Here is a 21,219-nt window from a genome sequence, read left to right as displayed (position 1 = left end):
GGGTGCTCTCCCCAGACTTCTCCCTCGGCAGCACGGTGGCGCTCGTCGCCGTGCAGCCGTCGAACACGAACGACACCGACAAGGGCGGCCAGGGCGAGGACTTCGGCAAGTCCTCCCCGGTCGGCCTCGTCCTGCTGATCGTCTTCTTCATCGCGGTGTTCTTCCTCGTCAAGTCGATGAACAAGCACATCAAGGGCCTGCCGGCGTCGTTCGACGAGCCGGCCGAACCCTCGAAGACCGCGGACACCGCTGCGGAGAAGAAGGACTAGGTCAGCCTGAGGTCCACCACGAAGTCGTGGACCTCCTCGAACGCGGGCGGTTCCAGCGGCAGGTCGCTGGTCTCCCGCGCCAGTCGCAGCTGCTCGTGCCAGTGCGCGACGTCGGCCTCCAGCCGTTCGGGACCCGGCCTGTGCTGGACGCCCGCCAGCGCGCGGTGCTCGCCGAGGACCTTCGCCTCGACGAGTCCCGGCAGGTAGTCGGGGCCGTCGAGTTCCTCCACGAGCGTCGGCAGGTGCGCGTTGACCTCGCCGGTGCGCATGAGGTGCACGCCCGTCAGCAACGCACGGAACGTGTACAGCAACGGCTTGATCTCGCCCGTCTTCTCGAACAGCCGCCACTGCGTGACGGCGAACCCGCGGTAGTGGTGCCCGTGTCGTGACGTCAGGCACCCCTTCGCCAGCGCGGTCAGCTCCTTGTGCGCGTCGGTCGTGTGCACCACCAACGGCGAAAGCAGCTGTTCGAGCACATAGCCGTTGGGACGCGTCAGCAGACGGCAGAACTTCTGCACGTCGTGCGTGACGAGGTCGATCTCCACCCCGTCCCGCACCCACATCCGTTCCTTGGTCTCCGGTCCGTGCCTCAGTCCGAGGACCTCGGCGAGCGGCAGCACGTGCACGCCCCGCAGGTCCACGTCCGAGTCGCGGGACGGGAAGCCGTACAGGTGGGCACCGGAGACCGTCGCGAACAGCAGGTCGTGCGACTGCTCGGCGACCACCTCGGTCAGGTCGGGAACCTCGTAGCTCACAACATCCTCCTGCGCACCGACACCACCCAGTCCTCCACGCGTGCCCTGTCCGGTTCCTCGGGCAGCGGGCCTTTCGCTTGCGCGATCTCGTCACCCAGCCGGTGCGCCCACGCGACGGCGTCGTCCCACGGCATCTCCTCGTGGCGGATCTTGAGGAGCTCGCGGTCCGCCGTGATGTCGTATCGGCCCGTGCGGAGCAGGTTGAGACCCACGAGCCGGAGCCGTACGACGTGCATGAGCTGTTTCGGCTTGAGGTTGCGTCCCGCGCGCGACAGCTGCATCTCCGTCGCGCGCGTGAACGCTCGCACGGCGTACTGCGAGAGGAACGCGGGCAACAGTTCCCTGAGTTCCTCTCCCATCGGCGTGCTGATCTCGGTGAGCGGGCTCACCAGCGTCTCGAGCACCGTCGGGTTCGACTTCAGGCCCAGCTTGCAGAAGTGCTCGACCTCCCAGCTGAGCAGCTCCGGTTCGGGACCCTCGACGCTCGTGGGCGGTTTCTCGAAGCGCCAGAACGCTTCCGTGGGCGCGACGAACACCCCGCGTCTGTCCACGTCGGACTGCTCGCCGGCGAGTCCGTAGGCGTGCGAGCCGATGACGACCTGCAGGATCATGACACCACCCTGTCGGCGTTCGGCGGGAACGGCGCGTCGCTGCGGTACCAGGCCTGATGCGCGTGGACGGAGACGAGTTCCTTCTCCGGATAACGCAGCGCGGTCAGCTTGCCGCCGAACACCACGCCCGTTTCGAGGCACATGGTGTTGTTGACCCATTCCGCCTCGGCTGACAACACGTGCCCGTACAGCACCATGGCCGCGCCGCTGTAGTTGTTCGCCCACGGCAGGCGCACGGGCAGCCCGTACTGGTCCTTCTCGCCGGTCGTGTCGCCGTACAACGCGAAGCTGCGTGCCTTGCCGGTCTCGCGGCCGTGCAGTCGTTCGGGCAGGCCGGCGTGCGCGACGACGAGGTTGCCGCCGTCGAGGACGTAGTGCGGAACGAGGCTGTCGCAGAACTTCTCGGCTTCGCGGCGGAATTCGGGCGTTTCCTGCGCGAGTTGGTCGAGCGACTTCTCCAGGCCGTGGCGCACCGTCACGTTGTGGCCCCGCAACGCGCGCACGAGCTTCTCCTCGTGGTTTCCGCGCACGCTGAAGGCGTGGTCGTTGGCGACCATGCCCATGACCAGCCGCAGCACGCCGGGGGTGTCCGGGCCGCGGTCCACGAGGTCGCCGACGAACACGGCCTTGCGCGTTCCGGGCGGGATCGCGTCGGTGGCGCGGCCTTCAGCGTCGTGCTGGATCTCGTAGCCGAGCTCCGCGAGCAGTTCTTCCAGTTCCGCACGGCATCCGTGCACGTCACCGAACACGTCGAAAGGTCCGGTCTCGTGTGTGAGGTCGTGTGCGGGTCTGCCGCTCGTCGAGTCGTCCACGAGGTCGAGTTTGATCGACAGTCGCCTGTTTCGCAGGCGATTTAGGGTGGAAGGCATGGCGAACCGACTCGCGGACGCGACCAGCCCGTACCTGCTGCAGCACGCGGACAACCCGGTCGACTGGTGGCCGTGGTCCGAGGAGGCGTTCGAGGAGGCCAGACGACGCAACGTGCCGGTGCTGCTGTCCGTCGGCTACGCCGCCTGCCACTGGTGCCACGTGATGGCGCACGAGTCGTTCGAAGACGCGTCGGTTGCCTCGTTCCTGAACGAGAACTTCGTGTCCGTGAAGGTGGATCGGGAGGAACGCCCGGACGTCGACGCCGTGTACATGGAGGTCACGCAGGCCATGACCGGACACGGCGGATGGCCGATGACGGTGTTCCTCACGCCGGACGCGCGCCCGTTCCACGCGGGCACCTACTACCCGCCGTCGCCGCGGCCGGGCATGCCGTCGTTCCGGCAGCTCGTGGAGGCCGTGTCGGCGACTTGGGCTTCGCGCCCCGACGAGATCCTGGAGTCCGCTTCCGCCGTGGTGGCCGAGATTTCTCGTCAGGCGGTGCCGTTGCCGCCGTCCGCTGTGGATGCCGATGTGCTGGCTGGTGCGGTGGTGTCGTTGCTGGGGGAGTTCGACCGGCGCAACGGCGGATTCGGTGGGGCGCCGAAGTTCCCGCCGTCGATGGTGCTGGAGTTCCTGCTACGCCACCACGAACGGACCGGGTCGGTCGAGGCGATCTCGATGGCGACGTCCACGGCCGACGCGATGGCCGACGGCGGGCTTTACGACCAGCTCGGGGGCGGGTTCGCTCGGTACAGCGTCGACGCGTCGTGGACGGTGCCGCACTTCGAGAAGATGTTGTACGACAACGCTTTGTTGCTCCGGTTCTACGTGCACCTCTCTCGTGTGACCGCAGCTGAGCGTTACGAGCGCGTGGTGCGTGACACGGCTGCGTTCTTGTTGCGTGAGTTGCGGACTTCTTCGGGCGGGTTCGCGGCGTCGTTGGATGCGGACACCGCTGGCGTCGAAGGCCTTACCTACGTGTGGTCCTACGAGGAGCTGGGGGCTGCCGCCGCCGCGTTCGGCGTGACCGCCGAGCCGAACTTCGAGGACGGCAAGTCGACGTTGCGGTTCGTGTCGGAGCCGGGGGAGGAGGTGCGGGCGTCGCTGCTGGCCGTGCGTGCGGCGCGCCCGCAGCCCGGTCGTGACGACAAGGTGGTCGCCTCCTGGAACGGCATGGTGATCGCGGCGCTGGCCGAGGCGGGGGCGTTCTTCGGAGAGCCGTCGTGGATCGACGCGGCCTCGGACGCGGCGTCGTTGCTGGCGTCCGTGCACCTGGTGGAGGGGCGGCTGCTGCGGACCTCGCGGGACGGTGTCGCCGGGCCGTCGTTCGGCGTGCTGGAGGACTACGGCTGCGTCGCCGATGGGCTGCTGGCGTTGCATCAGGTGACCGGGTCGATCCGTTGGCTCGACCTCGCGTGCGGTCTGTTGGACACCGCACTCTCTCGTTTCGCCGTTCCTGATTCTCCCGGCGCCTACTACGACACGGCAGACGACGCTGAGACGTTGGTCCGGCGTCCCGCCGACTCCACGGACAACGCGTCGCCTTCCGGGGCGTCGTCGCTGGCGTCGGCCCTGCTGACGGCTTCACTGCTGGCCGGCGCCGATCGTTCGTCGCGTTACTACGAGGCTGCTGCTGCGGCCGTCACACGGGCAGGTCTGCTGGCGGCACGGGCCCCGCGTTTCGCCGGGCACTGGCTGACCGTGGCCGAGGCGTTGGTGGCCGGGCCGCTGCAGGTGGCCGTGGTGGGTTCCGACGACACACGGCGCGCGTCGCTGTGGGCGGCAGCCGTGGCCCATGTGCCCGGAGGCGGCGTCGTTGTGGCCGGTGAGCCGTCATCAGTCCCGTTGCTCGAAGACCGGCCGTTGGTCGACGAGGGCCCCGCTGCCTACGTGTGTCGCGGCTACGTCTGCGATCGGCCCGTCGTTTCGGCAGAAGCCCTGGTCACTTCGCTGACGGCGAACACCGGCCGTTGATTGCAGGCGTAACGTCAGTAATGACGTAATCATGTAATCAGAGGTGGTTGTGATGGGACGTGGATGGCGAGGCAGAGGCGGGTGGCAGCAGGCTGACCTGCCCTCGGCCGACGACGCGGCGGCGTGGTTCGCGGGCAGGCTCCCGGACGGCTGGTTCACGAGCGCGGCCGAGGTGATCGTCGACCGCGAGGAGATCACGGTCATCGGCACCCTGCCGGACCTGGAAGGCGACTTCGACGACGCCTCCCGGGCCGCCGCGGAGTCGGGCCGCATCTCGCGCTGGCGCGAGGAAACCCGCGACGAACGCATCGAGATCGCGCGCCAGGCCGAACACCGCTACGGCCGCAAGGTCGCCTGGGGCGCCGTCCAGGGCGGCACGCGCGAACTCTTCACACACCTGGCCGTGCCGGTCATGACGCGCCTGCGCCAGCCGGAACGCCAGGTGCTCGACACCCTCGTAGCCGCCGGCGTGGCCCGCTCACGAGCAGACGCCCTCGCATGGGCCGTACGCCTCGTGGGCGAACACGCCGACACGTGGCTGGACGAACTCCGCGACGCCATGTCCCGCGTGGACGACCTGCGCTCCCAAGGTCCGGATCTCACCTGACCTGCTGCGTTGTCGGAAGAGGCTCGGGGTCGCTCGCACGACGATCTGTCGGCAGCGGCCCCGTTTCCGTTCCCTGCCGCCGCAACCCGATGACGCACCCGAGTGCGACCGTGCTGACGCCAAAGACGGACACGAGAGAGAGTGACTGCGCGCCCAGCAGCACGGACGTCGCAAGGCCGGACACCGGCATCAGTCCGATGAGCACCCCGGCGCGGTCAGACCCCAGGCGGTTCACGGCGAAGTACCAGAGCCCGAACGCCAGCGCGGTCACCACCACGGCCAGCAACCCGAGCGCGAACGCTTGCCGCGCGTCCGGCATCCGCCAGCCACCGACGAACGTCCCCAGCACCGCGCCGATCACCGTCGCGAGGATGCACGTCCACGTGGCCACACCCAACACACCAAGCCGCCGTACGACTCCCACGGCGAAAAGCGTGAAACAGACCTCACCGGCCATGGTGACCAACGCCAGCACGAGGCCAGGGCCGTGCCACGAGCCACCACCGGACAACAGCACGATGCCCGCCGCCACCACCACGGCACCCACGACGGCGGCCACGGTGCGTTGGCGAGAAAGCAGCGCCAACGCGATCGGCGCGCCGCCCATGACGGCCGCGACGAAGCCGGGTTCCGCGTACTGCTGCGCGGCGATGAGCACGGCGTTGAAGCCGAGCATGCCCGTGACGACCACACCGAGCAGTGGCGGCACATCGCGCCACGACGGCATCGGCAGACGGCGCGCCACCAACAGCAGCACCGCCGCACCGAGGGCATAGCGCATGGCCTGACCGGTCAGGACCGGGTAGCCCTCCAACATGCCCGTGATCGGCACCGACGCGCCGACGATCGTTGCCGCTGTCGCTCCCGCGGCCACCCCGAGTTTCATGACTGAAAGCCTTGCGCCGAACTGGTCCAGGCATAAGCTCCACTTCAATGGCCACGAACTGGACCACTTTCCGCGAACTGCTGTTGCCCGGGCACCAGCGGCGCCGCGGGGTGGAGGTCGAGCTGCGCAGAGCGATCCGCGACGGGCGCCTCCTGCCGGGCACGCGGCTGCCGTCCAGCCGGGACCTGGCCGCCCAGCTCGACGTCGCGCGCGGCACCGTCACCTCGGCCTACACGCAGCTCGTCGCCGAGGGCTACCTCACGACGCGGCGCGGCTCGGGCACGACGGTCGCGAGCCTCGGCCCGGCCGGCACGTGCGGCGTCCCGGAACCGCCTCAGCGCTGGCGCTACAACCTGCGGCCCGGCCTGCCCGCACTCGGCGCCTTCCCGCGAGCCGAGTGGGTGGCGGCACACCGGGCAGCGCTCGCCGAGCTCCCCGACGACGACCTCGCCTACCCCGACCCGGCCGGTTTCGTGGGACTGCGCAAGGAGATCGTCGACTACCTGGCGCGCGTACGAGCGGTCGTCGCGAAGGACGCGGTGATCACCAACGGCGCCGCGGACGGCCTGCAGCTCACCGCTCGAATGCTCAACGGCAGCATCGCGATCGAGCAACCGAGTCACCTCGGTGGCGAGAACATGCTCCGTTCGCACGGACTCAACACCGTGCCGGTTCCGGTGGACGACAAGGGAATCCGGGTAGACCTGCTGTCCAAAACGGACTGCAAGGCCGTGCTGGTCACTGCGGCACACCAGTTTCCGCTGGGCGTCGTGCTCCACCCGGAACGGCGCAGGGCGCTCGTCGACTGGGCGCGCGAGCGCGACGGGTTGATCATCGAGGACGACTACGACGCCGAGCACCGCTACGACCGTCCGGCGCTGGGCGCGTTGCAGGCCCTCGCGCCCGACCACGTCGTCTACCAGGGGACGACGAGCAAGGTGCTGGCGCCGGCGTTGCGCCTCGGATGGCTCGTGGTGCCTGAACGTCTGCGTGAGGGCATCGTGCAACGCAAGCAGTACAACGACATGGGCACCGGCACGATCCCGCAAGCCGCGTTCGCGCACTTGTTGCGCACGGGCGGCTATGACCGGCATCTGCGCCGTACGCGCGCGCTCTACCGGAAGAGACGGGATGCGTTGCTGGAAGCCGTTGCGGAACATCTACCCGCATGGCAGCCCATCGGCGTTGCGGCCGGATTGCACGTCGTGCTGCGCATGCCCGACGGAACGGACGACCTCGCGTTGAAGAGCAGGCTCGCGGAGCGTGGCGTGCACGTCTGGGCGTTGGCGCAGTACACGCGCACGCCCATGTGGCCCGGGCTGGTCCTCGGCTACGCGGCGCTCACACCTGACCGCCTGCGCGAGGCGGTCAGGGAGATCGCGGACGTCGCGGTCGCCTAGAGGATGTGCTCGCGCTTCGCGCTCGAGTCGGCGCCGAGGATGTGCTCGCGGTCGCCCGTGGCGGGACCGCCGAACGAAGTGGCGGCGACGGCGACGAACAGCAGGGCGGCAGCGATGAAAGCACGCATGGCGCGAGAAACCCCCAGGTAGAGCGGTTGACGCGCCCAGCCTAGTCCGCGTCTCCAGAAATTGTCAGTGCTCGGGTGCACCATGAGACCTGTGCTCCTCTCCGAAGTGGTCGACACGTCAGCCGCCGTGGCGGCGACCCGGTCGCGCCTGGCCAAGGTCAAGGCGCTGTCCGCGTTGCTGCGCGCGGCGACGGCGGACGTCGTGGTCGCGGTGGTGTCCTTCCTCATAGGCACGCCGCGGCAGGGTCGCATCGGCGCGGGCTGGCGCACCGTCGTCGACCTGGCCGTGGCCCCCGTGGACCGCGCCGAGCTGACCATCGCCGAGGTCGACGCGGCGCTCGCCGAGGTGGCCGCGACGTCCGGCAAGGGCTCGGCGCAACGCCGGGTCGACCTGCTCACCGCGCTCTTCGCCCGCTCGACCGAGGCCGAGCAGGACTTCTTGCGCCGCCTGCTCACCGGCGAGCTCCGCCAGGGTGCGCTCGAGGGCGTGATGCTGGACGCGATCGCCTCCGCGGCCGACGTGCCCGGTGACACCGTGCGGCGGGCGTTCATGCTGTCCGGCCGGTTACCGGAGACCGCCGTGGCCGCGCTGGAAGGCGGCGCACCGGCCCTGGAGGCGTTCCGGCTGGAGGTCGGGCGTCCCCTGCGCCCGATGCTGGCCTCGCCCGCCGAATCGCTCGACGAGGCGCTGACCGAGCTCGGCAGCTGCGTGGTGGAGCACAAGCTCGACGGCGCGCGCATCCAGGTGCACCGCTCCGGCGACGAGGTCCACGTCTACACGCGCACGTTGCGCGAGATCACCAAGACCGTGCCTGAGCTGGTCGAACTGGTCCGCGGCCTGCCGTGCACGTCAGTGGTGCTCGACGGCGAGACGCTGGCCCTGACCGACGAGGGGAGACCCCGCCCGTTCCAGGAGACGATGAGCCGCTTCGGCGCGCAGGACGAACGGGAGCTGCTGCTGCACCCGTACTTCTTCGACTGCCTGCACCTCGACGGCAAGGACCTGCTCGACGAGCCGCTCCGCGACCGCCTGGCCGCCCTCCGGCAGGTGGCGGGCGAGCACGTCATCCGCGGCGTGCTGGACCCGTCCCCTGAGGAGGCTGCGGCCACGGTGGAGGCCGCCCTGTCCGCGGGCCACGAGGGCGTGATGGTGAAGTCGCTGGCTTCGCCCTACGCGGCCGGCCGTCGCGGCCGGGCGTGGCAGAAGGTGAAGCCCGTCCACACCCTCGACCTGGTGGTGCTGGGCGTCGAGTGGGGCAGCGGCCGCCGCCGGGGCTGGCTGTCGAACCTGCACCTGGGCGCCCGAGACCCCGACGGCGGCCCACCGGTGATGGTCGGCAAGACATTCAAGGGCCTGACCGACGAACTCCTGAAGTGGCAGACCCAGGCCCTTCAGGAGATCGCCACCGACCAGAACGACTGGGTGGTCATGGTCCGCCCGGAGCTGGTGATCGAGATCGAACTGGACGGCGTCCAGGTTTCCCCGCGCTACCCGGGAGGCGTGGCCCTGCGCTTCGCGAGAGTCGTGCGCTACCGCCCGGACAAGGACCCGTCAGAAGCAACGACGATCGAGGAGGTGCGGGCACTCCTGCCCAGCGCACAACCGAATCCGGAGGCCTGACACCGCCCCGATATTCGAATGCGCGCCACCGCCGCCGGCCATAGCGTCGCCCGATGACCTCCGCTGCCGCGCTGCTCAGCGCCTTCGACACCCAGGCCCGCCCAGCAGAGTGGACGGCACCGGCTGACGGCGCCGAAGTGCACCAGGACGGCCCGGTGTTCCGCGTGACCTGGCCCCGCCGCCGAGGCTTCATCGGCGGCCCACCGAACCTGGGCGTGCAAGGCACCGACCTGGACGCCCTGATCGCGCGCCAACGCGACTTCTTCACGGCCCGCAACCAGGGAGTCGAGTGGAAGACCTGGGGCCACGACACCCCGGCAGACCTGCCGGCCCGCCTGCAAGCAGCAGGCTTCGAATCCGAAGGCCGCGAAACGGTCCTGGTGGGCCTCGCCACCGACATGACCACCCCGGTCGACCTCGACGGCGTGGTCATCCGCGAGGCAAGGGACGAGTCCGACATCCACAAGCTGGCCGCCACCGCGACCAAGGTCTTCGGCCGCCACCACGACTGGCTGGTAGACCACCTGCTGGAGAAGCAGAACGACCCGAACGTGGTGGCCGTGATCGCCGAAGCCGACGGCGAGGTCGTCTCGTCCTCGCGCATCGAGTTCGTGCCCGGCACCGAGTTCGCGGGCCTGTGGGGAGGCGGCACCCTGCAAGCCTGGCGGGGCAAGGGCATCTACCGAGCCCTGATCGCCCACCGAGCCCGCCTGGCGGTGGCGCGAGGCACCAGGTACCTGCAGGTGGACGCGTCCGAAGACAGCCGCCCGATCCTCGAACGCCTGGGCTTCACCACCATCACGACCACAACGGGCTACGCGTGGACCCCGAAGCCCTGACCTCTCGGCGTGCTGTCGGCGGTGCGACGTGCTGGACGAACTGGCGTCGGTCCCGGTCCTGTCTCGCCTGACCTCGCCTGACCTCGCCTGACTTCGGCCGAGCGAGGTCCGCCGCCAGCCGGGCCGGCCAGCCCCGGCCACCGCAAGATCGCGAGTTATCCACAGGCTCGTGGCATCCTGAGCTGCGGAAACTCGCGCATGGGATAACCTGTGGATAGCCGGGAACCCAAATTGGTTTTCGCTCGTTCCGCAAGGTGAGGAAGCGCGGGGGGCGGTCGGCAAAGGCGCGCCGTGCCGATGGTTCGCCGGTGAAGCTGGCTGGATGCGGTCGGCGAAGTCCGGGCTTGGACACGGGCCACGGCATCGAACTGGCCCGCCACGGTGGGTGAGACGGGCTGGCAAGGCGCGCAGGTGCGGGAGCGACGGCGAGGCGTGCGGGCGTCGGGTGCGGTCGAGGCGCGTGCCCAAGTGAGACGCTGCGGGTATCGTGGAAGCACGTGCGGTTCATCGAAGGGCATCGACCCTCTTACGACCTGACCTACGACGACGTGTTCCTCGTTCCCGGCCGGAGTGCTGTGGAGTCGCGGTTCGGCGTCGACCTCTCCACTTCGGACGGGACTGGGGCCACGATCCCCATCGTCGTCGCGAACATGACGGCTGTGGCCGGGCGGCGGATGGCTGAGACCATCGCGCGGCGTGGAGGGCTGGTGGTGATTCCGCAGGACGTGCCCACCGAGGCCGTTGCGGAGATCATCGCGTGGGTCAAGGAGCGGCATCCTGTTTGGGACACGCCGTTGACGCTCGGCACCGGTGATGCGGTGGCGGATGCGTGGAACCTGTTGCACAAGCGGGCTCATGGGGCCGTGGTCGTGGTGGACGACGGTGGACGGCCGCTCGGGGTGGTTGACGAGGCCGCGTTGACCGGGGTGGATCGGTTTGCGCGGCTTGGGGACGTCATGAACACCGACGTGTTGAAGTTGTCGCTCGAGTCGCGGCCGCAGGACGTGTTCGACGAGTTGCACCACAGTGCGCACAAGGTTGCGTTGGGTGTGGACGAGGCCATGCGGCTTCGCGGGGTGTTGACCGAGTTGACGGCGCTCAGGGCTGAGGTCTACCAGCCTGCAACCGATGACGGCGGCAAGTTGAAGATCGCGGCTGCTGTCGGGGTCAACGGGGACGTGAAGGCCAAGGCCGAGGCGTTGGTCAAGGCCGGGGTGGACGTGCTCGTCGTGGACACGGCTCACGGGCACCAGGAGAAGATGATCGCTGCCCTGAAGGCGTTGAAGGAGGCCGAGCCCGGGGTGCCGGTGGCCGCGGGCAACGTCGTCACGGCGGCTGGGGTGCGGGATCTCGTCGAGGCCGGGGCCGACATCATCAAGGTCGGGGTCGGGCCGGGCGCCATGTGCACCACTCGGATGATGACCGGGGTGGGGCGGCCCCAGTTCAGCGCTGTGGCCGAGTGTGCTGCCGAGGCGCGGAAGTTGGGCAAGCACGTGTGGGCCGACGGGGGTGTTCGGCACCCTCGGGACGTGGCGTTGGCGTTGGCTGCCGGGGCCAGCAGTGTGATGGTCGGCAGTTGGTTCGCGGGCACTTACGAGTCGCCCGGGGATCTGCAGCGGGACGAGCGCGGCAACCTCTACAAGGAATCCTTCGGAATGGCTTCGAAGCGGGCTGTGAGCGCTCGGACGCGGGGGGACAACGCGTTTGAGCGGGCCAAGAAGGGGTTGTTCGAGGAAGGGATCTCCACCTCGAAGATGCGGTTGGACCCGGTGCGTCCGAGCGTGGAGGACCTGCTCGATGCGATAACGTCCGGCGTTCGCTCGGCCTGCACGTATGCCGGTGCGACCTCGCTGGAGGAATTCCACGACAAGGCTGTGCTCGGCGTTCAGTCCGCCGCTGGTTTTGCGGAGGGAAGGCCGTTGCCAGGGGGATGGTGAGAAAGTGGACGAAGCGGTCTCGGTAAGAGATCTCCGCAAAGTCTATAAAACGGGACAAAAGCCTGCGGTGGACGGATTGAGCTTCGACGTCCACCGCGGTGAGGTCTTCGGGTTGCTCGGGCCCAACGGGGCCGGCAAGACGACGACGGTCGGGGTTCTCACCACGCGCGTCCGCCCCACCTCGGGGCAGGCGCTCGTGGAGGGGGTCGACGTGGTGGCCGACTCGAAACGGGCGCGGCAGCTGCTGGCCGTGGTGCCGCAGCGCAACAACCTCGACCGGTCGCTCAACGCGCGGCAGAACCTGTTGTTCCACGCGGCCTATCACGGCATCGGGCCGAAGGAACGGCAGCAGCTCGCCGACGACATCATCGAGCGGATGGGGCTCAAGGACCACCAGAACGCGCTCGTCGACACGTTGTCCGGTGGGCAGGCGCAGCGGTTGATGATCGCCCGCGCGTTGATGCACCGGCCCAAGGTGTTGTTCCTCGACGAGCCGAGCACCGGGCTGGACCCGCAGGCGCGGTTGTTCGTGCACGAGCGGGTCGCGGCGCTGCACGCGGACGGGGTCACGGTCGTGCTCACCACGCACGACATGGACGAGGCCACCAAGTTGTGCGACCGGGTCGGCATCGTCGACCACGGCAAGCTGCTCACGCTCGACGCGCCGGACGCGCTCACCAAGAGCCTGCCCGGCAGCAACACGGTCAGCGTCACGGTGAGCCCGAACGGCCACGACACCGCCGGGACCACCCAAGCACTGTCCGGAGTGGACGGAGTGCAGCGGGTCGAGGAGATCGGGAACGTGTTCCGCGTCTACACCGACGCCGACACCGCGATCACGCTGCCCGCCGTGCTGAACGTGCTGCGGGACCTGGACGTGACGGTCAGCGACGTCGCGATCGGCAAGCCCAGCCTCGAGGACGTCTTCATCCACCTGACCGGCAGGGAGCTGCGGTGAGCCAACTCCGGACGTTCCGGGCGATCCTGTGGCGCGACGTGTTCGTCACGGGCCGGGAGCTGCCGAGCTTCCTCGCCCAGGTGATCATCCAGCCGTTCTTCATCCTCTTCATCTTCGCGAAGGTGCTGGGGGACATCGGGTACGTGCAGGACGACTTCGCGCAGGTGCTGTTACCGGGCATCATCGCGATGAACGGGTTCTTGGGCGCGCTGCAGAACACCACGTTGCCGCTGGTGCTGGACTTCAGCTGGACGCGTGAGATCGAGGACCGGCTGCTCGCGCCGATCTCCATCCCGCTCGTCGCCGTCGAGAAGATCGTGTTCGGTGCCGTCCGCGGCTTCTTCGCGGCCGTGCTGATGGTGCCCGTCGGGTTCGTCATGCTCGACGTTTCCTGGGCCTGGGAAGGGATTCCCGGCGCGCTGCTCGTGATAGTCTTGGGCTGTCTGGCAGGCGGCAGCGTCGGCATGGTCATCGGCACGTCGGTGCCCGCACGGCGGGTCAACGTCATGTTCGCGGTCATCCTCACGCCGCTGCTGTTCACCGGCTCGGCGCAGTTCCCGTGGCGGTCGCTGAGCGACGACCTGCTGTGGTTCAAGGTGGTCTGCGCGCTCAACCCGCTCACCTACATCAGCGAGGGCATGCGCGCCGAACTCGTGCCGGACGTCCCGCACATCCCGCTGCCGATCGTGCTGCTCGTGCTCGTCGTCGCCATCGCGGGCTTCGGGGCGCTCGGCCTGCGCGGCTTCATGAAACGCGCCCTCGACTGAAACGAAACGGCCCCGCGCACCGAAAGTGCGCGGGGCCGTTCCACGAACAGGGACTACGAGGCGTAGTCCTCCAGCATCTCGGTGACGAGAGCGGCGATCGGCGAACGCTCCGAGCGCGTCAGCGTGACGTGGGCGAAGAGCGGGTGGCCCTTCAGCTTCTCGATCACCGCCGCCACGCCGTCGTGCCGGCCCACCCGCAGGTTGTCGCGCTGCGCCACGTCGTGCGTCAGCACCACCCGCGAGTTGCTGCCCAGTCGCGACAGCACGGTCAGCAACACGTTGCGCTCCAACGACTGCGCCTCGTCCACGATCACGAAGGAGTCGTGCAGCGAACGGCCGCGGATGTGGGTGAGGGGCAGGACCTCGAGCATGCCGCGGTCCATCACCTCTTCCACGACCGCCTGGCTCACCAGCGCGCCGAGGGTGTCGAACACCGCCTGCGCCCACGGCCCCATCTTCTCGTTCTCGCTACCCGGCAGGTACCCGAGCTCCTGGCCGCCGACCGCGTACAACGGCCGGAACACCACGACCTTCCGGTGCTGCCTGCGCTCCATCACGGCCTCGAGGCCCGCGCAGAGCGCCAGTGCCGACTTGCCCGTGCCCGCACGTCCGCCCAGCGAGACGATGCCGACATCGGAGTCCAGCAGGAGATCCAGGGCGATCCGCTGTTCCGCGGACCTCCCGTGCAGTCCGAACGCCTCCCGATCCCCGCGCACCAGCCTGATCTGCTTGTCCGCGGTCACCCGGCCCAGAGCGCTCGACGTGCCCGACAGCAACCGGAGTCCGGTGTGGCAGGGCAGTTCGGCGATGTGCTCGAGGTCCTCGTACTGGGTGGGGTCGACGACGTTCTCCTTGAACAGGCTGTCCACCAGGGACTGCGGAACGTCCAGATCGGACATTCCCGTCCAGCCCGACAGGGTCACGTCGTGCGCCCGGTACTCCTCCGCCGGCAGGCCGACCGATCCGGCCTTGACCCGCAGCGGCATGTCCTTCGTCACCAGGGTGACGGCGCGCCCCTCAGCAGCGAGGTTGAGGGAGCAGGCGAGGATTCGGGCGTCGTTGGAGTCCGTTCGGAAACCTGATGGCAACACCTCCGGGTCGGAGTGGTTGAGCTCGACGTGCAAGGTGCCTCCCAGATCCCCGATGGGGATCGGCGAATCGAGGCGACCATGCCGCAAGCGCAGGTCGTCGAGGAGGCGCAGGGCTTCCCTCGCGAACCAGCCCAGTTCGGGGTGGTGGCGCTTGCCCTCCAACTCGCTGATCACCACGAGCGGCAGCACGACCTCGTGCTCCGCGAACCGGGTGGGGGCGAGGGGGTCGGACAGCAGTACCGACGTGTCCAGCACATATGTCGTGATGGCCGGGGCGGCGGACTTGCGCCGGGAGGAAGAACTGCGCGATGAGCCTGAGGTACGGCTCGCGGGACGTCGTGCGTTCACGGCAACTCCCTCACGAACGCGGCACCCGCGTCCGCTCCTCGCTGGGCCAGGCACCACCCTGATCGGTCGTCTCGCCTTCCGCCGGTGAGGGCGTCAGGCAGGTCGACCACGAGGGCCGGGTGCCGGCCCCCTCGCGACTTTTTCTGCCACGATCAGAGCCTCCCTGCGCGGTCCGCAGTGGTCGCGTCCCGCCGCTTTCGAAGTTACCTGTGGAAGTGCCCCATCTGCACGAAGCCACACAGGTGAATCCGAATTTGTCATCTTCCGGACAACCGCCCGAAACATGACCGCAGCCGTGTTCTAGCTGGTCAGGTGGCGTTCTCCTGGGTGTTGCGCGCAAGCCATGACAGACCGTCGCGAACTTGGGATTCGAGTGAAACCGGCACGAGGGGCTCGTCGAGAAGTCTCAGATAGCGGGAGTCGAGCGACTCGCCGGGCGCGCGAACGTCGAGCCACGCACGCACCAGACGCACCCCTTCGACGTATGTGGTCGTGTACGCGCGCCACAACGGGTCCGCCAGAAAACGAACCATTTGCCGCGCGCGGGCCTCGGGGACTAGCAGCCACCTGCACAGATACGCAACCACGTCATCCTGATCCGCACCCCGATCGTGTAGCAGCAGGGCCGCGTCCTGCCGCACCGTGAGCAGGCCGGACGCCGCCGCCTCGACCTTTTCGGACAGTTCGCCGTCCATCCGCAACCCCAGGTCGCCGAGCACCTCCTCCGTCCACCGGCCCCAGCCCGGCCCGACCGCGGCGTGCAGGCCCAGGTCCGCCATGCCCTCGGCCATCAGGCACTGCGGCGTGTTGATCAGGAAGATCGACTGCTCGGCGTGGCCGCGCTTCGCGACCAGCCCGGCCGCCTTGCGGCAGTGCTCGGTGTGGTGGCCCGGGTAGGACTCGTGCGCGACCAGGTGCGGCAGGTTCGACATGCGGTGGCTCAGGTCGGCGTTGATCGCGACCCGGCTGCGGTAGCCGCCCAGGTAGTAGTTGAAGCCGCTCCACGGCTTGTTCGTGACGACCTGGTACTCGACGATCTCCTGCTCGGGCAGCGCGTACTTCTGCCGCACCCGGTCCCTCAGCGCGCTCGACAACGCCTGCACGGCGCCCTGGAGACGGCGCCGGGGCACCTCGTCGTCCGCGCGGAAGTCGCCGAGGCGTTCGGCGAGCGTCCCGGGGCCGTCCAGCACGGCGTTCAGGCTGCGGTGGGCCTGCCGGTACGCGTCCTCGTCGCCGGGGCGGATGCGCACCTGGAAGTACTGGTGGACCTCGTCGACGAACGAGACGGGCTGGCCGTCGAGCTTGCGCGCGGTGCACTCCAACGCCCGCAGGTGCGCGTCGAGGAACTGTTTGCGCTGGTCAGCGAGGTCACTGCCGGGGAGTTCGCGGCGCAGCAGCCGGGCGTGGTCACCCAACGCCCTGGGGTGCAGGCGCGGTTCGTTGTCGACGGCGCGGCTCAGGGCCGGGTCGCCGGTGAACGAGTCGACGAACCCGGACACCAGGCGCCCGAGCCGCAGCCCCAGCACCAGGTACGCGCGCACGAGCTCGTTGGCGTCCATGAGCCGGAGAGCTTAGAGCGTCTACCACAGCGTCTTACTCGCGACCGAATCGTGAATCGACGACCACTCCATCGGGGAATGTTGTTGATCTTGGCGTCACACAATGGGGTCACGCGGGCCGCCAATTGGGATCAACACCTATAGCGTTTCCGCCCGGAGACCCCACCGACTCCGGAGATCCCCGAAGACTCCGGAAATGACGGGGATAACCCGACATGAAGGAGAATCACATGAAGAAGGCTTGTGCCGTGGTGGCTGCTGCCGCCGCGCTGTCGCTCGCGTTCGCCCCGGCCGCCATGGCCGGCGAGGGCCACGGTGGACACCACTGGAAGAACGGCCCCCTGCTGGTTCTGCTCAACGGCAACAACCTGAACGGCACCATCGGCGCCTGCGGCAACAACGTCGGTGTCCTGGGCGGCGCCGTGCCGATCAACTCGCCGTCGATCACCGAGACCTGCGCCGCCGGCGGCATCGTCGACGAGGGCTGATCTCCCTTTGATCCACGTCTGGGGGCGTCATTTCTGGCGCCCCCAGTCGCGTTTTTCCCGCTTTAAACCTTCATGAGGAGAAAAATCGTGCTGAAGAAGGCTGCCGCCGCTCTCGGCGTCGCTGCTGCGTTCGTCGCCATCGGTTCCCCGGCAATGGCCGCCCCCGGCCACCACTGGGTCAACGAGCCGCTGCTGATCGTCGGCAACGCCAACAACCTCAACGGCGTCGTCGGTGCCTGCGGCAACAACGTCGCGGTGCTCGGTGGAGCGGTTCCGGTGAACTCGCCCTCCATCACCGACACCTGCGCCGCCGGCGGCATCGAGGACGGCGACGACTTCGGCCACTACTGGGGCTGATCGTCGTAGCGACGTCAAAGGGGCGCTCACCTTCGCGGTGGGCGCCCCTTCGGCGTTGTGCGGGGGTCCTTCTCAGCCGCCGTAGCGGCGGTGGCGCTTGGCGTACTCGCGCATGGCCCGCAGGAAGTCGGTGCGGCGGAACCCGGGCCAGTAGGCCTCGCAGAACCAGAACTCCGAGTGCGCCGACTGCCACAGCATGAAGCCGGAGAGCCGCTGCTCACCGGACGTGCGGATGATCAGGTCGGGGTCGGGCTGCCCGGACGTGTAGAGGTGCTCGGCGATGTGGTCGACGTCGAGGACCTCGGCCAGCTCCTCGATCGTGCCGCCGCGCTCCGCGTGCGCCTGCAGGAGTTTCCTGACCGCGTCCGCGATCTCCTGCCGGCCGCCGTACGCGACGGCGACGTTGACCTGGATGCCCGTGCGGTTCTTGGTGCGCGCGGTCGCGCTCGCGAGGCGCTCGGCGTGCTCCTTGGGCAGCATGTCGAGGGCGCCGACGTGCCGGACCCGCCACGGCTTGCCGTCCTCGGCCAGCTCGTCGGTGATGTCCGCGATGATGTCGAGCAACGGCGCCAGCTCGTCGTTGTCGCGGCTGAGGTTGTCGGTGCTCAGCATCCAGAGCGTGACGACCTCGACGTTGGCCTCGCCGCACCACTCGAGGAGTTCGAGGATCTTGCGCGCGCCGGCCCGGTGTCCATGTGCGACGTCGGTGAAACCGGCTTCCCTCGCCCACCTGCGGTTGCCGTCGAGGACCACGCCCACGTGCTTGGGCGCCTGGGCGCTCGAGCTCACCTCACGTCGGAGGATCCACTCGTAGAAGTGGATTGCGACGTCTTTCACACGGGTGCGGAGTGCCACGTCCGAACAGCGTACGCCGTGCAAGGTTCATCACTGAGCCGTGGTCGGAAACCTACGGTCGCGTAACCTAGGACCCCGTGACCACTGCGACCGTTCCTCCTCAGCCCGGACTGCGGCCGCGCCTGCGTGGATGGCTGCACTTCTGGTCGTTCATCGCCTCGGTGGCGACAGGCGCGACACTCATCGCTCTCGCGGCGTCCACAGTGTCCGCGCGAGCCGCCCTGGCCACCTCCGTCTACGGCCTGACGGTCCTCGGCCTCTTCGGCGTTTCGGCGTTGTACCACCGCGTGACGTGGAAGTCCGACCGCGTCCGCACGTGGATGAAGCGCATGGACCACTCGATGATCTTCGTGTTCATCGCGGGCACCTACACGCCGTTCGCGTTGCTGGCCATGGACCCCGGCACCGGTTCCACCGTGCTGTGGGTCGTGTGGATCGGCGCGCTGCTCGGCGTGACGCTGAAGCTCGCCTGGCCGCACGCGCCGCGCTGGCTCGGGGTGCCGATCTACATCGCGCTCGGGTGGGTGGCGGTGTTCGTGCTGCCCGAGCTGCTGCACCACGCCGGGGTCGCGGCTCTGGTGTTGTTGCTGGTGGGTGGCGCTTTGTACACCGTGGGCGCGGTGTTCTACGCGACGCGGTGGCCGAACCCGTGGCCGCAGGTGTTCGGGTACCACGAGTTCTTCCACGCGGCGACGGTCGTGGCGGCGATCTGCCACTACATCGCTATTTGGCTCGCGATGTACTCCTGACGTTCCTTACGGTTCGCCCATGCTGCGTGTGGGGTGCCAGATCGTTCGTTGGGTGGACGACGAGTTCGTCGAGGTCCGGCTGACCGATGCCGACGGCACCGACTGGACGCTCGTGGACAAGGCCGCTGTGGTCGGCGACGAGTTCTTCAAGCCCGGTGATCCGCTGCCGTACGCGATCTACCTCGCTTGTGAGGTCGTGCGGGAGGACGGTGACTGTGTCGTCGTGTCCACCGCACGGCCGTGGGGCGTGACGACGGCGGACGGGCAGGGCGAGTTCCGGGTCCGGCGTCGGCAACTGCTCGGTGGCCTGGTGGCCCGGGAGGCGGGCTTCTACGAGACCGCCGACGACATCCGTGCCGCGATGAGCGATGCCCCGCACGACTGGGAGCCGGACGCGCTGCGCTACCTGGGGCCAGGGGAAGCTCGTCGTGATCCCGCTGTCTCACGCGCCCGACCTGCTCGATCCAGGGCGCCGGGTCAAGGAACGCGGTGAGTGGACCGACGGCGTGTGGGTGTGGGACGGCACGCTCGTGCACTACCTGCGCAGATATCACGTGGCCTTGCCCGAGGAGTTCCTCGCGCACATGGCGGCCAACGCGTGGACGGTGCCGCCGATGAGCGACGACGACATGGACGAGCTGTGCCGCCTCAGGTTTCCGTTCTGGGACGGCGGCGTGGCGGCTCCGGTCGTCGAGGCGTGACGACCGGAGCGCCTGAACGTCAGCGGCCGCCGCGGGCCATGTGCAGGACGTCGAGGGCCGCGTCCAGTTGCTCCTCGGTGAGCTTCCCCGGCACGTGGCCGCGTTCCAGCACCACCTCGCGGATCGTCTTGCGCTCCTTCAGCGACTGCTTGGCGATCGACGCCGCCTCCTCGTAGCCGATGTAGCGGTTCAGCGGTGTGACGATGGACGGCGACGACTCGGCGTACTCGCGCATCCGGTCGGCCTGCGGCTCGGTGCCGACGAGGACCTTGTCCGCCAGCAGGCGGGCGACCGCGGCCAGGAGACGGGACGACTCCAGGACGTTGCGGGCGATGACCGGCAGCATCACGTTGAGCTGGAAGTTGCCCTGCGAGCCGGCGAACGCGACGGCGGCGTCGTTGCCGATCACCTGGGCCACGACCATCATCGTGGCCTCGGAGATCACCGGGTTGACCTTGCCCGGCATGATCGAGCTGCCCGGCTGGAGGTCGGGCAGGGCGAGTTCGCCGAGGCCGGTGCGGGGGCCGGAGCCGAGCCAGCGGAGGTCGTTGGCGATCTTGAACAACGCCACGGCGGTCGCGCGGAGCTGGCCGGAGATCTCGACGACGCCGTCCTGGGTGGCCTGCGCCTCGAAGTGGTCGCGGGCCTCGGCGAGCGGGAGGTCGGTGGCGGCGGCCAGTTCGGCCGAGACCAGGGCGCCGAACTCGGCGGGGGCGTTCAGGCCCGAACCCACGGCGGTGCCGCCGATCGGGAGTTCCGCGAGGCGCGGGACGGAGGCCGCGAGGCGTTCCACGGAGTAGCGGACCTGCGACGCCCAGGCGCCCGCCTCCTGGCCCAGCGTGATCGGGACCGCGTCCATGAGGTGCGTGCGGCCGGACTTGACCAGGTCGGACCACTCGGCGGCGCGGGTCTCCAGGACACCGAGGAGGTGTTGCAGCGACGGGATCACGTCGGTCATCACGGCCTCGGTGGCCGCCACGCGCAGGGTCGTCGGGAACGTGTCGTTGGACGACTGCGAGGCGTTGACGTGGTCGTTCGGGTGCACGTCACGGCCCAGGGCGCGGGTGGCCAGGGTGGCGATGACCTCGTTGGCGTTCATGTTCGAGGACGTGCCGGAGCCCGTCTGGAAGACGTCGACCGGGAAGTGGTCGTCCCACTCGCCCGCGGCGACCTCGTCGGCGGCGGCGGCGATGGCGGAGGCCACGTCTTCGTCGAGGACGCCGAGGCGGGCGTTGGCACGGGCGGCCGCCGCCTTGAGCAGACCGAGCGCGCGGATCTGCGCGCGTTCCAGGCCTCGACCGGAAATCGGGAAGTTCTCGACCGCGCGTTGGGTTTGGGCGCGCCACAATGCGTCGACCGGCACGCGGACCTCACCCATCGTGTCGTGCTCGACGCGGTACTCCTGTTCAGACATACCTCCGAGTCTCTATGGTCGATCACAGCACTGCC

General features: G+C 68.9%; 22 protein-coding genes and 1 pseudogene. 14 read left to right on the top strand and 9 right to left on the bottom strand.

Going from position 1 to position 21,219, the window contains the following annotated elements; genetic code table 11:
* Positions 1–2 precede the first annotated feature (2 nt).
* Positions 3–269: a hypothetical protein gene (locus QSK25_RS31265; RefSeq protein WP_502881910.1), complete on the top strand. Its 267-nt coding sequence runs from the start codon at positions 3–5 to the stop codon at positions 267–269.
* On the opposite strand, the gene QSK25_RS31260 is transcribed toward QSK25_RS31265, so the two are convergent.
* The 3 genes and pseudogenes from QSK25_RS31260 to QSK25_RS31250 form a co-directional block, all read right to left on the bottom strand.
* On the bottom strand, positions 266–1,024 hold the full coding sequence (locus tag QSK25_RS31260) for a nucleotidyltransferase domain-containing protein (RefSeq protein WP_285643553.1): 759 nt from the start codon (positions 1,022–1,024) through the stop codon (positions 266–268). The two genes, QSK25_RS31265 and QSK25_RS31260, sit on opposite strands and share 4 nt — an antisense overlap.
* Positions 1,021–1,635, bottom strand: coding sequence for a nucleotidyltransferase domain-containing protein (locus tag QSK25_RS31255; RefSeq protein WP_285643551.1), 615 nt, complete (start codon positions 1,633–1,635; stop codon positions 1,021–1,023). The genes QSK25_RS31260 and QSK25_RS31255 overlap by 4 nt, the downstream gene beginning before the upstream one ends.
* Positions 1,636–1,664: 29 nt before the next feature.
* Positions 1,665–2,399 (bottom strand): annotated as a pseudogene (locus QSK25_RS31250) (metallophosphoesterase); the annotation flags it as partial.
* Positions 2,400–2,502: 103 nt separating this feature from the next.
* Between QSK25_RS31250 and QSK25_RS31245 the strand changes: the two are divergent.
* Entirely contained in the window at positions 2,503–4,479 is a 1,977-nt protein-coding gene (locus QSK25_RS31245; protein WP_285643549.1) for a thioredoxin domain-containing protein, read from the top strand.
* Positions 4,480–4,531: 52 nt separating this feature from the next.
* Positions 4,532–5,086 (top strand): ATP-binding transcription factor AbmR, encoded by a 555-nt coding sequence (gene abmR / locus QSK25_RS31240; protein ID WP_285643548.1) that lies wholly within the window; start codon positions 4,532–4,534, stop codon positions 5,084–5,086.
* On the opposite strand, the gene QSK25_RS31235 is transcribed toward abmR, so the two are convergent.
* On the bottom strand, positions 5,079–5,972 hold the full coding sequence (locus QSK25_RS31235) for a DMT family transporter (RefSeq protein WP_285643546.1): 894 nt from the start codon (positions 5,970–5,972) through the stop codon (positions 5,079–5,081). The genes abmR and QSK25_RS31235 overlap by 8 nt on opposite strands.
* Before the next feature lie 47 nt (positions 5,973–6,019).
* Between QSK25_RS31235 and pdxR the strand changes: the two genes are divergently transcribed.
* Positions 6,020–7,372 (top strand): MocR-like pyridoxine biosynthesis transcription factor PdxR, encoded by a 1,353-nt coding sequence (pdxR, locus tag QSK25_RS31230; protein ID WP_285643544.1) that lies wholly within the window; start codon positions 6,020–6,022, stop codon positions 7,370–7,372.
* Here pdxR and QSK25_RS31225 read toward each other — a convergent pair.
* Positions 7,369–7,500, bottom strand: coding sequence for a hypothetical protein (locus QSK25_RS31225; RefSeq protein ID WP_285643542.1), 132 nt, complete (start codon positions 7,498–7,500; stop codon positions 7,369–7,371). The genes pdxR and QSK25_RS31225 overlap by 4 nt on opposite strands.
* 91 nt (positions 7,501–7,591) lie before the next feature.
* Here QSK25_RS31225 and QSK25_RS31220 point away from each other — a divergent pair, with 91 nt between their 5' ends.
* From QSK25_RS31220 to QSK25_RS31200, 5 genes are all read left to right on the top strand, one after another.
* Positions 7,592–9,121 (top strand): ATP-dependent DNA ligase, encoded by a 1,530-nt coding sequence (locus tag QSK25_RS31220; RefSeq protein ID WP_285643540.1) that lies wholly within the window; start codon positions 7,592–7,594, stop codon positions 9,119–9,121.
* A 53-nt stretch (positions 9,122–9,174) separates the two neighbouring features.
* The gene (locus QSK25_RS31215) at positions 9,175–9,960 is read left to right on the top strand and encodes a GNAT family N-acetyltransferase (protein ID WP_285643538.1); all 786 of its coding nucleotides are present in this window, start codon (positions 9,175–9,177) and stop codon (positions 9,958–9,960) included.
* Between the two features lie 497 nt (positions 9,961–10,457).
* Positions 10,458–11,897, top strand: a complete 1,440-nt coding sequence (gene guaB1 / locus QSK25_RS31210; protein ID WP_285643537.1) for a GMP reductase — start codon at positions 10,458–10,460, stop codon at positions 11,895–11,897.
* 4 nt (positions 11,898–11,901) lie between these two features.
* The gene (locus QSK25_RS31205; protein WP_285643536.1) at positions 11,902–12,855 is read left to right on the top strand and encodes an ABC transporter ATP-binding protein; all 954 of its coding nucleotides are present in this window, start codon (positions 11,902–11,904) and stop codon (positions 12,853–12,855) included.
* On the top strand, positions 12,852–13,622 hold the full coding sequence (locus QSK25_RS31200; protein WP_285643534.1) for an ABC transporter permease: 771 nt from the start codon (positions 12,852–12,854) through the stop codon (positions 13,620–13,622). The genes QSK25_RS31205 and QSK25_RS31200 overlap by 4 nt, the downstream gene beginning before the upstream one ends.
* Before the next feature lie 53 nt (positions 13,623–13,675).
* Here QSK25_RS31200 and phoH2 read toward each other — a convergent pair whose 3' ends face one another.
* Entirely contained in the window at positions 13,676–14,980 is a 1,305-nt protein-coding gene (phoH2, locus tag QSK25_RS31195; protein ID WP_285643710.1) for an RNA 5'-3' helicase PhoH2, read from the bottom strand.
* A gap of 389 nt (positions 14,981–15,369) precedes the next feature.
* On the bottom strand, positions 15,370–16,620 hold the full coding sequence (locus QSK25_RS31190) for a DUF885 domain-containing protein (protein WP_285643533.1): 1,251 nt from the start codon (positions 16,618–16,620) through the stop codon (positions 15,370–15,372).
* Positions 16,621–16,850: 230 nt separating this feature from the next.
* Here QSK25_RS31190 and QSK25_RS31185 point away from each other — a divergent pair, with 230 nt between their 5' ends.
* On the top strand, positions 16,851–17,108 hold the full coding sequence (locus QSK25_RS31185) for a hypothetical protein (protein ID WP_285643532.1): 258 nt from the start codon (positions 16,851–16,853) through the stop codon (positions 17,106–17,108).
* Between the two features lie 87 nt (positions 17,109–17,195).
* Positions 17,196–17,465: a hypothetical protein gene (locus QSK25_RS31180; protein ID WP_285643531.1), complete on the top strand. Its 270-nt coding sequence runs from the start codon at positions 17,196–17,198 to the stop codon at positions 17,463–17,465.
* Between the two features lie 72 nt (positions 17,466–17,537).
* Here the strand turns inward: QSK25_RS31180 and QSK25_RS31175 are convergent, their stop codons facing one another.
* Positions 17,538–18,320: an isoprenyl transferase gene (locus QSK25_RS31175; RefSeq protein ID WP_285643530.1), complete on the bottom strand. Its 783-nt coding sequence runs from the start codon at positions 18,318–18,320 to the stop codon at positions 17,538–17,540.
* 77 nt (positions 18,321–18,397) lie between these two features.
* Here QSK25_RS31175 and trhA point away from each other — a divergent pair, with 77 nt between their 5' ends.
* From trhA to QSK25_RS31160, 3 genes are read left to right on the top strand one after another with little or no spacing between them, the layout of a single operon-like run.
* Complete coding sequence (gene trhA, locus QSK25_RS31170) at positions 18,398–19,069, top strand: PAQR family membrane homeostasis protein TrhA (RefSeq protein WP_285643529.1); 672 nt, start codon at positions 18,398–18,400, stop codon at positions 19,067–19,069.
* 19 nt (positions 19,070–19,088) lie between these two features.
* On the top strand, positions 19,089–19,562 hold the full coding sequence (locus tag QSK25_RS31165; protein ID WP_285643527.1) for a hypothetical protein: 474 nt from the start codon (positions 19,089–19,091) through the stop codon (positions 19,560–19,562).
* Entirely contained in the window at positions 19,498–19,770 is a 273-nt protein-coding gene (locus QSK25_RS31160; RefSeq protein WP_285643526.1) for a hypothetical protein, read from the top strand. Before QSK25_RS31165 ends, QSK25_RS31160 begins: the two co-directional genes overlap by 65 nt.
* Before the next feature lie 19 nt (positions 19,771–19,789).
* Here QSK25_RS31160 and QSK25_RS31155 read toward each other — a convergent pair whose 3' ends face one another.
* Positions 19,790–21,184: a class II fumarate hydratase gene (locus tag QSK25_RS31155; protein ID WP_285643525.1), complete on the bottom strand. Its 1,395-nt coding sequence runs from the start codon at positions 21,182–21,184 to the stop codon at positions 19,790–19,792.
* Between the last annotated feature and the right edge of the window lie 35 nt (positions 21,185–21,219).

The sequence above is a fragment of the Lentzea sp. NBRC 102530 genome, from assembly GCF_030269365.1.
Lineage (GTDB): Bacteria > Actinomycetota > Actinomycetes > Mycobacteriales > Pseudonocardiaceae > Lentzea.
The sequence above is the reverse complement of the archived record's forward strand: the minus strand, read 5'-3'. Positions and strand labels throughout refer to the sequence as shown.

Excerpts from the sequence above, each read along its gene's own strand:
- QSK25_RS31255 (WP_285643551.1), bottom strand. The coding sequence starts at position 1,635 with ATGATCCTGCAGGTCGTCATCGGCTCGCACGCCTACGGACTCGCCGGC.
- QSK25_RS31245 (WP_285643549.1), top strand. The coding sequence starts at position 2,503 with ATGGCGAACCGACTCGCGGACGCGACCAGCCCGTACCTGCTGCAGCAC.
- abmR (WP_285643548.1), top strand. The coding sequence starts at position 4,532 with ATGGGACGTGGATGGCGAGGCAGAGGCGGGTGGCAGCAGGCTGACCTG.
- QSK25_RS31235 (WP_285643546.1), bottom strand. The coding sequence starts at position 5,972 with ATGAAACTCGGGGTGGCCGCGGGAGCGACAGCGGCAACGATCGTCGGC.
- pdxR (WP_285643544.1), top strand. The coding sequence starts at position 6,020 with ATGGCCACGAACTGGACCACTTTCCGCGAACTGCTGTTGCCCGGGCAC.
- QSK25_RS31225 (WP_285643542.1), bottom strand. The coding sequence starts at position 7,500 with ATGCGTGCTTTCATCGCTGCCGCCCTGCTGTTCGTCGCCGTCGCCGCC.
- QSK25_RS31215 (WP_285643538.1), top strand. The coding sequence starts at position 9,175 with ATGACCTCCGCTGCCGCGCTGCTCAGCGCCTTCGACACCCAGGCCCGC.
- QSK25_RS31190 (WP_285643533.1), bottom strand. The coding sequence starts at position 16,620 with ATGGACGCCAACGAGCTCGTGCGCGCGTACCTGGTGCTGGGGCTGCGG.
- QSK25_RS31185 (WP_285643532.1), top strand. The coding sequence starts at position 16,851 with ATGAAGAAGGCTTGTGCCGTGGTGGCTGCTGCCGCCGCGCTGTCGCTC.
- QSK25_RS31165 (WP_285643527.1), top strand. The coding sequence starts at position 19,089 with ATGCTGCGTGTGGGGTGCCAGATCGTTCGTTGGGTGGACGACGAGTTC.
- QSK25_RS31155 (WP_285643525.1), bottom strand. The coding sequence starts at position 21,184 with ATGTCTGAACAGGAGTACCGCGTCGAGCACGACACGATGGGTGAGGTC.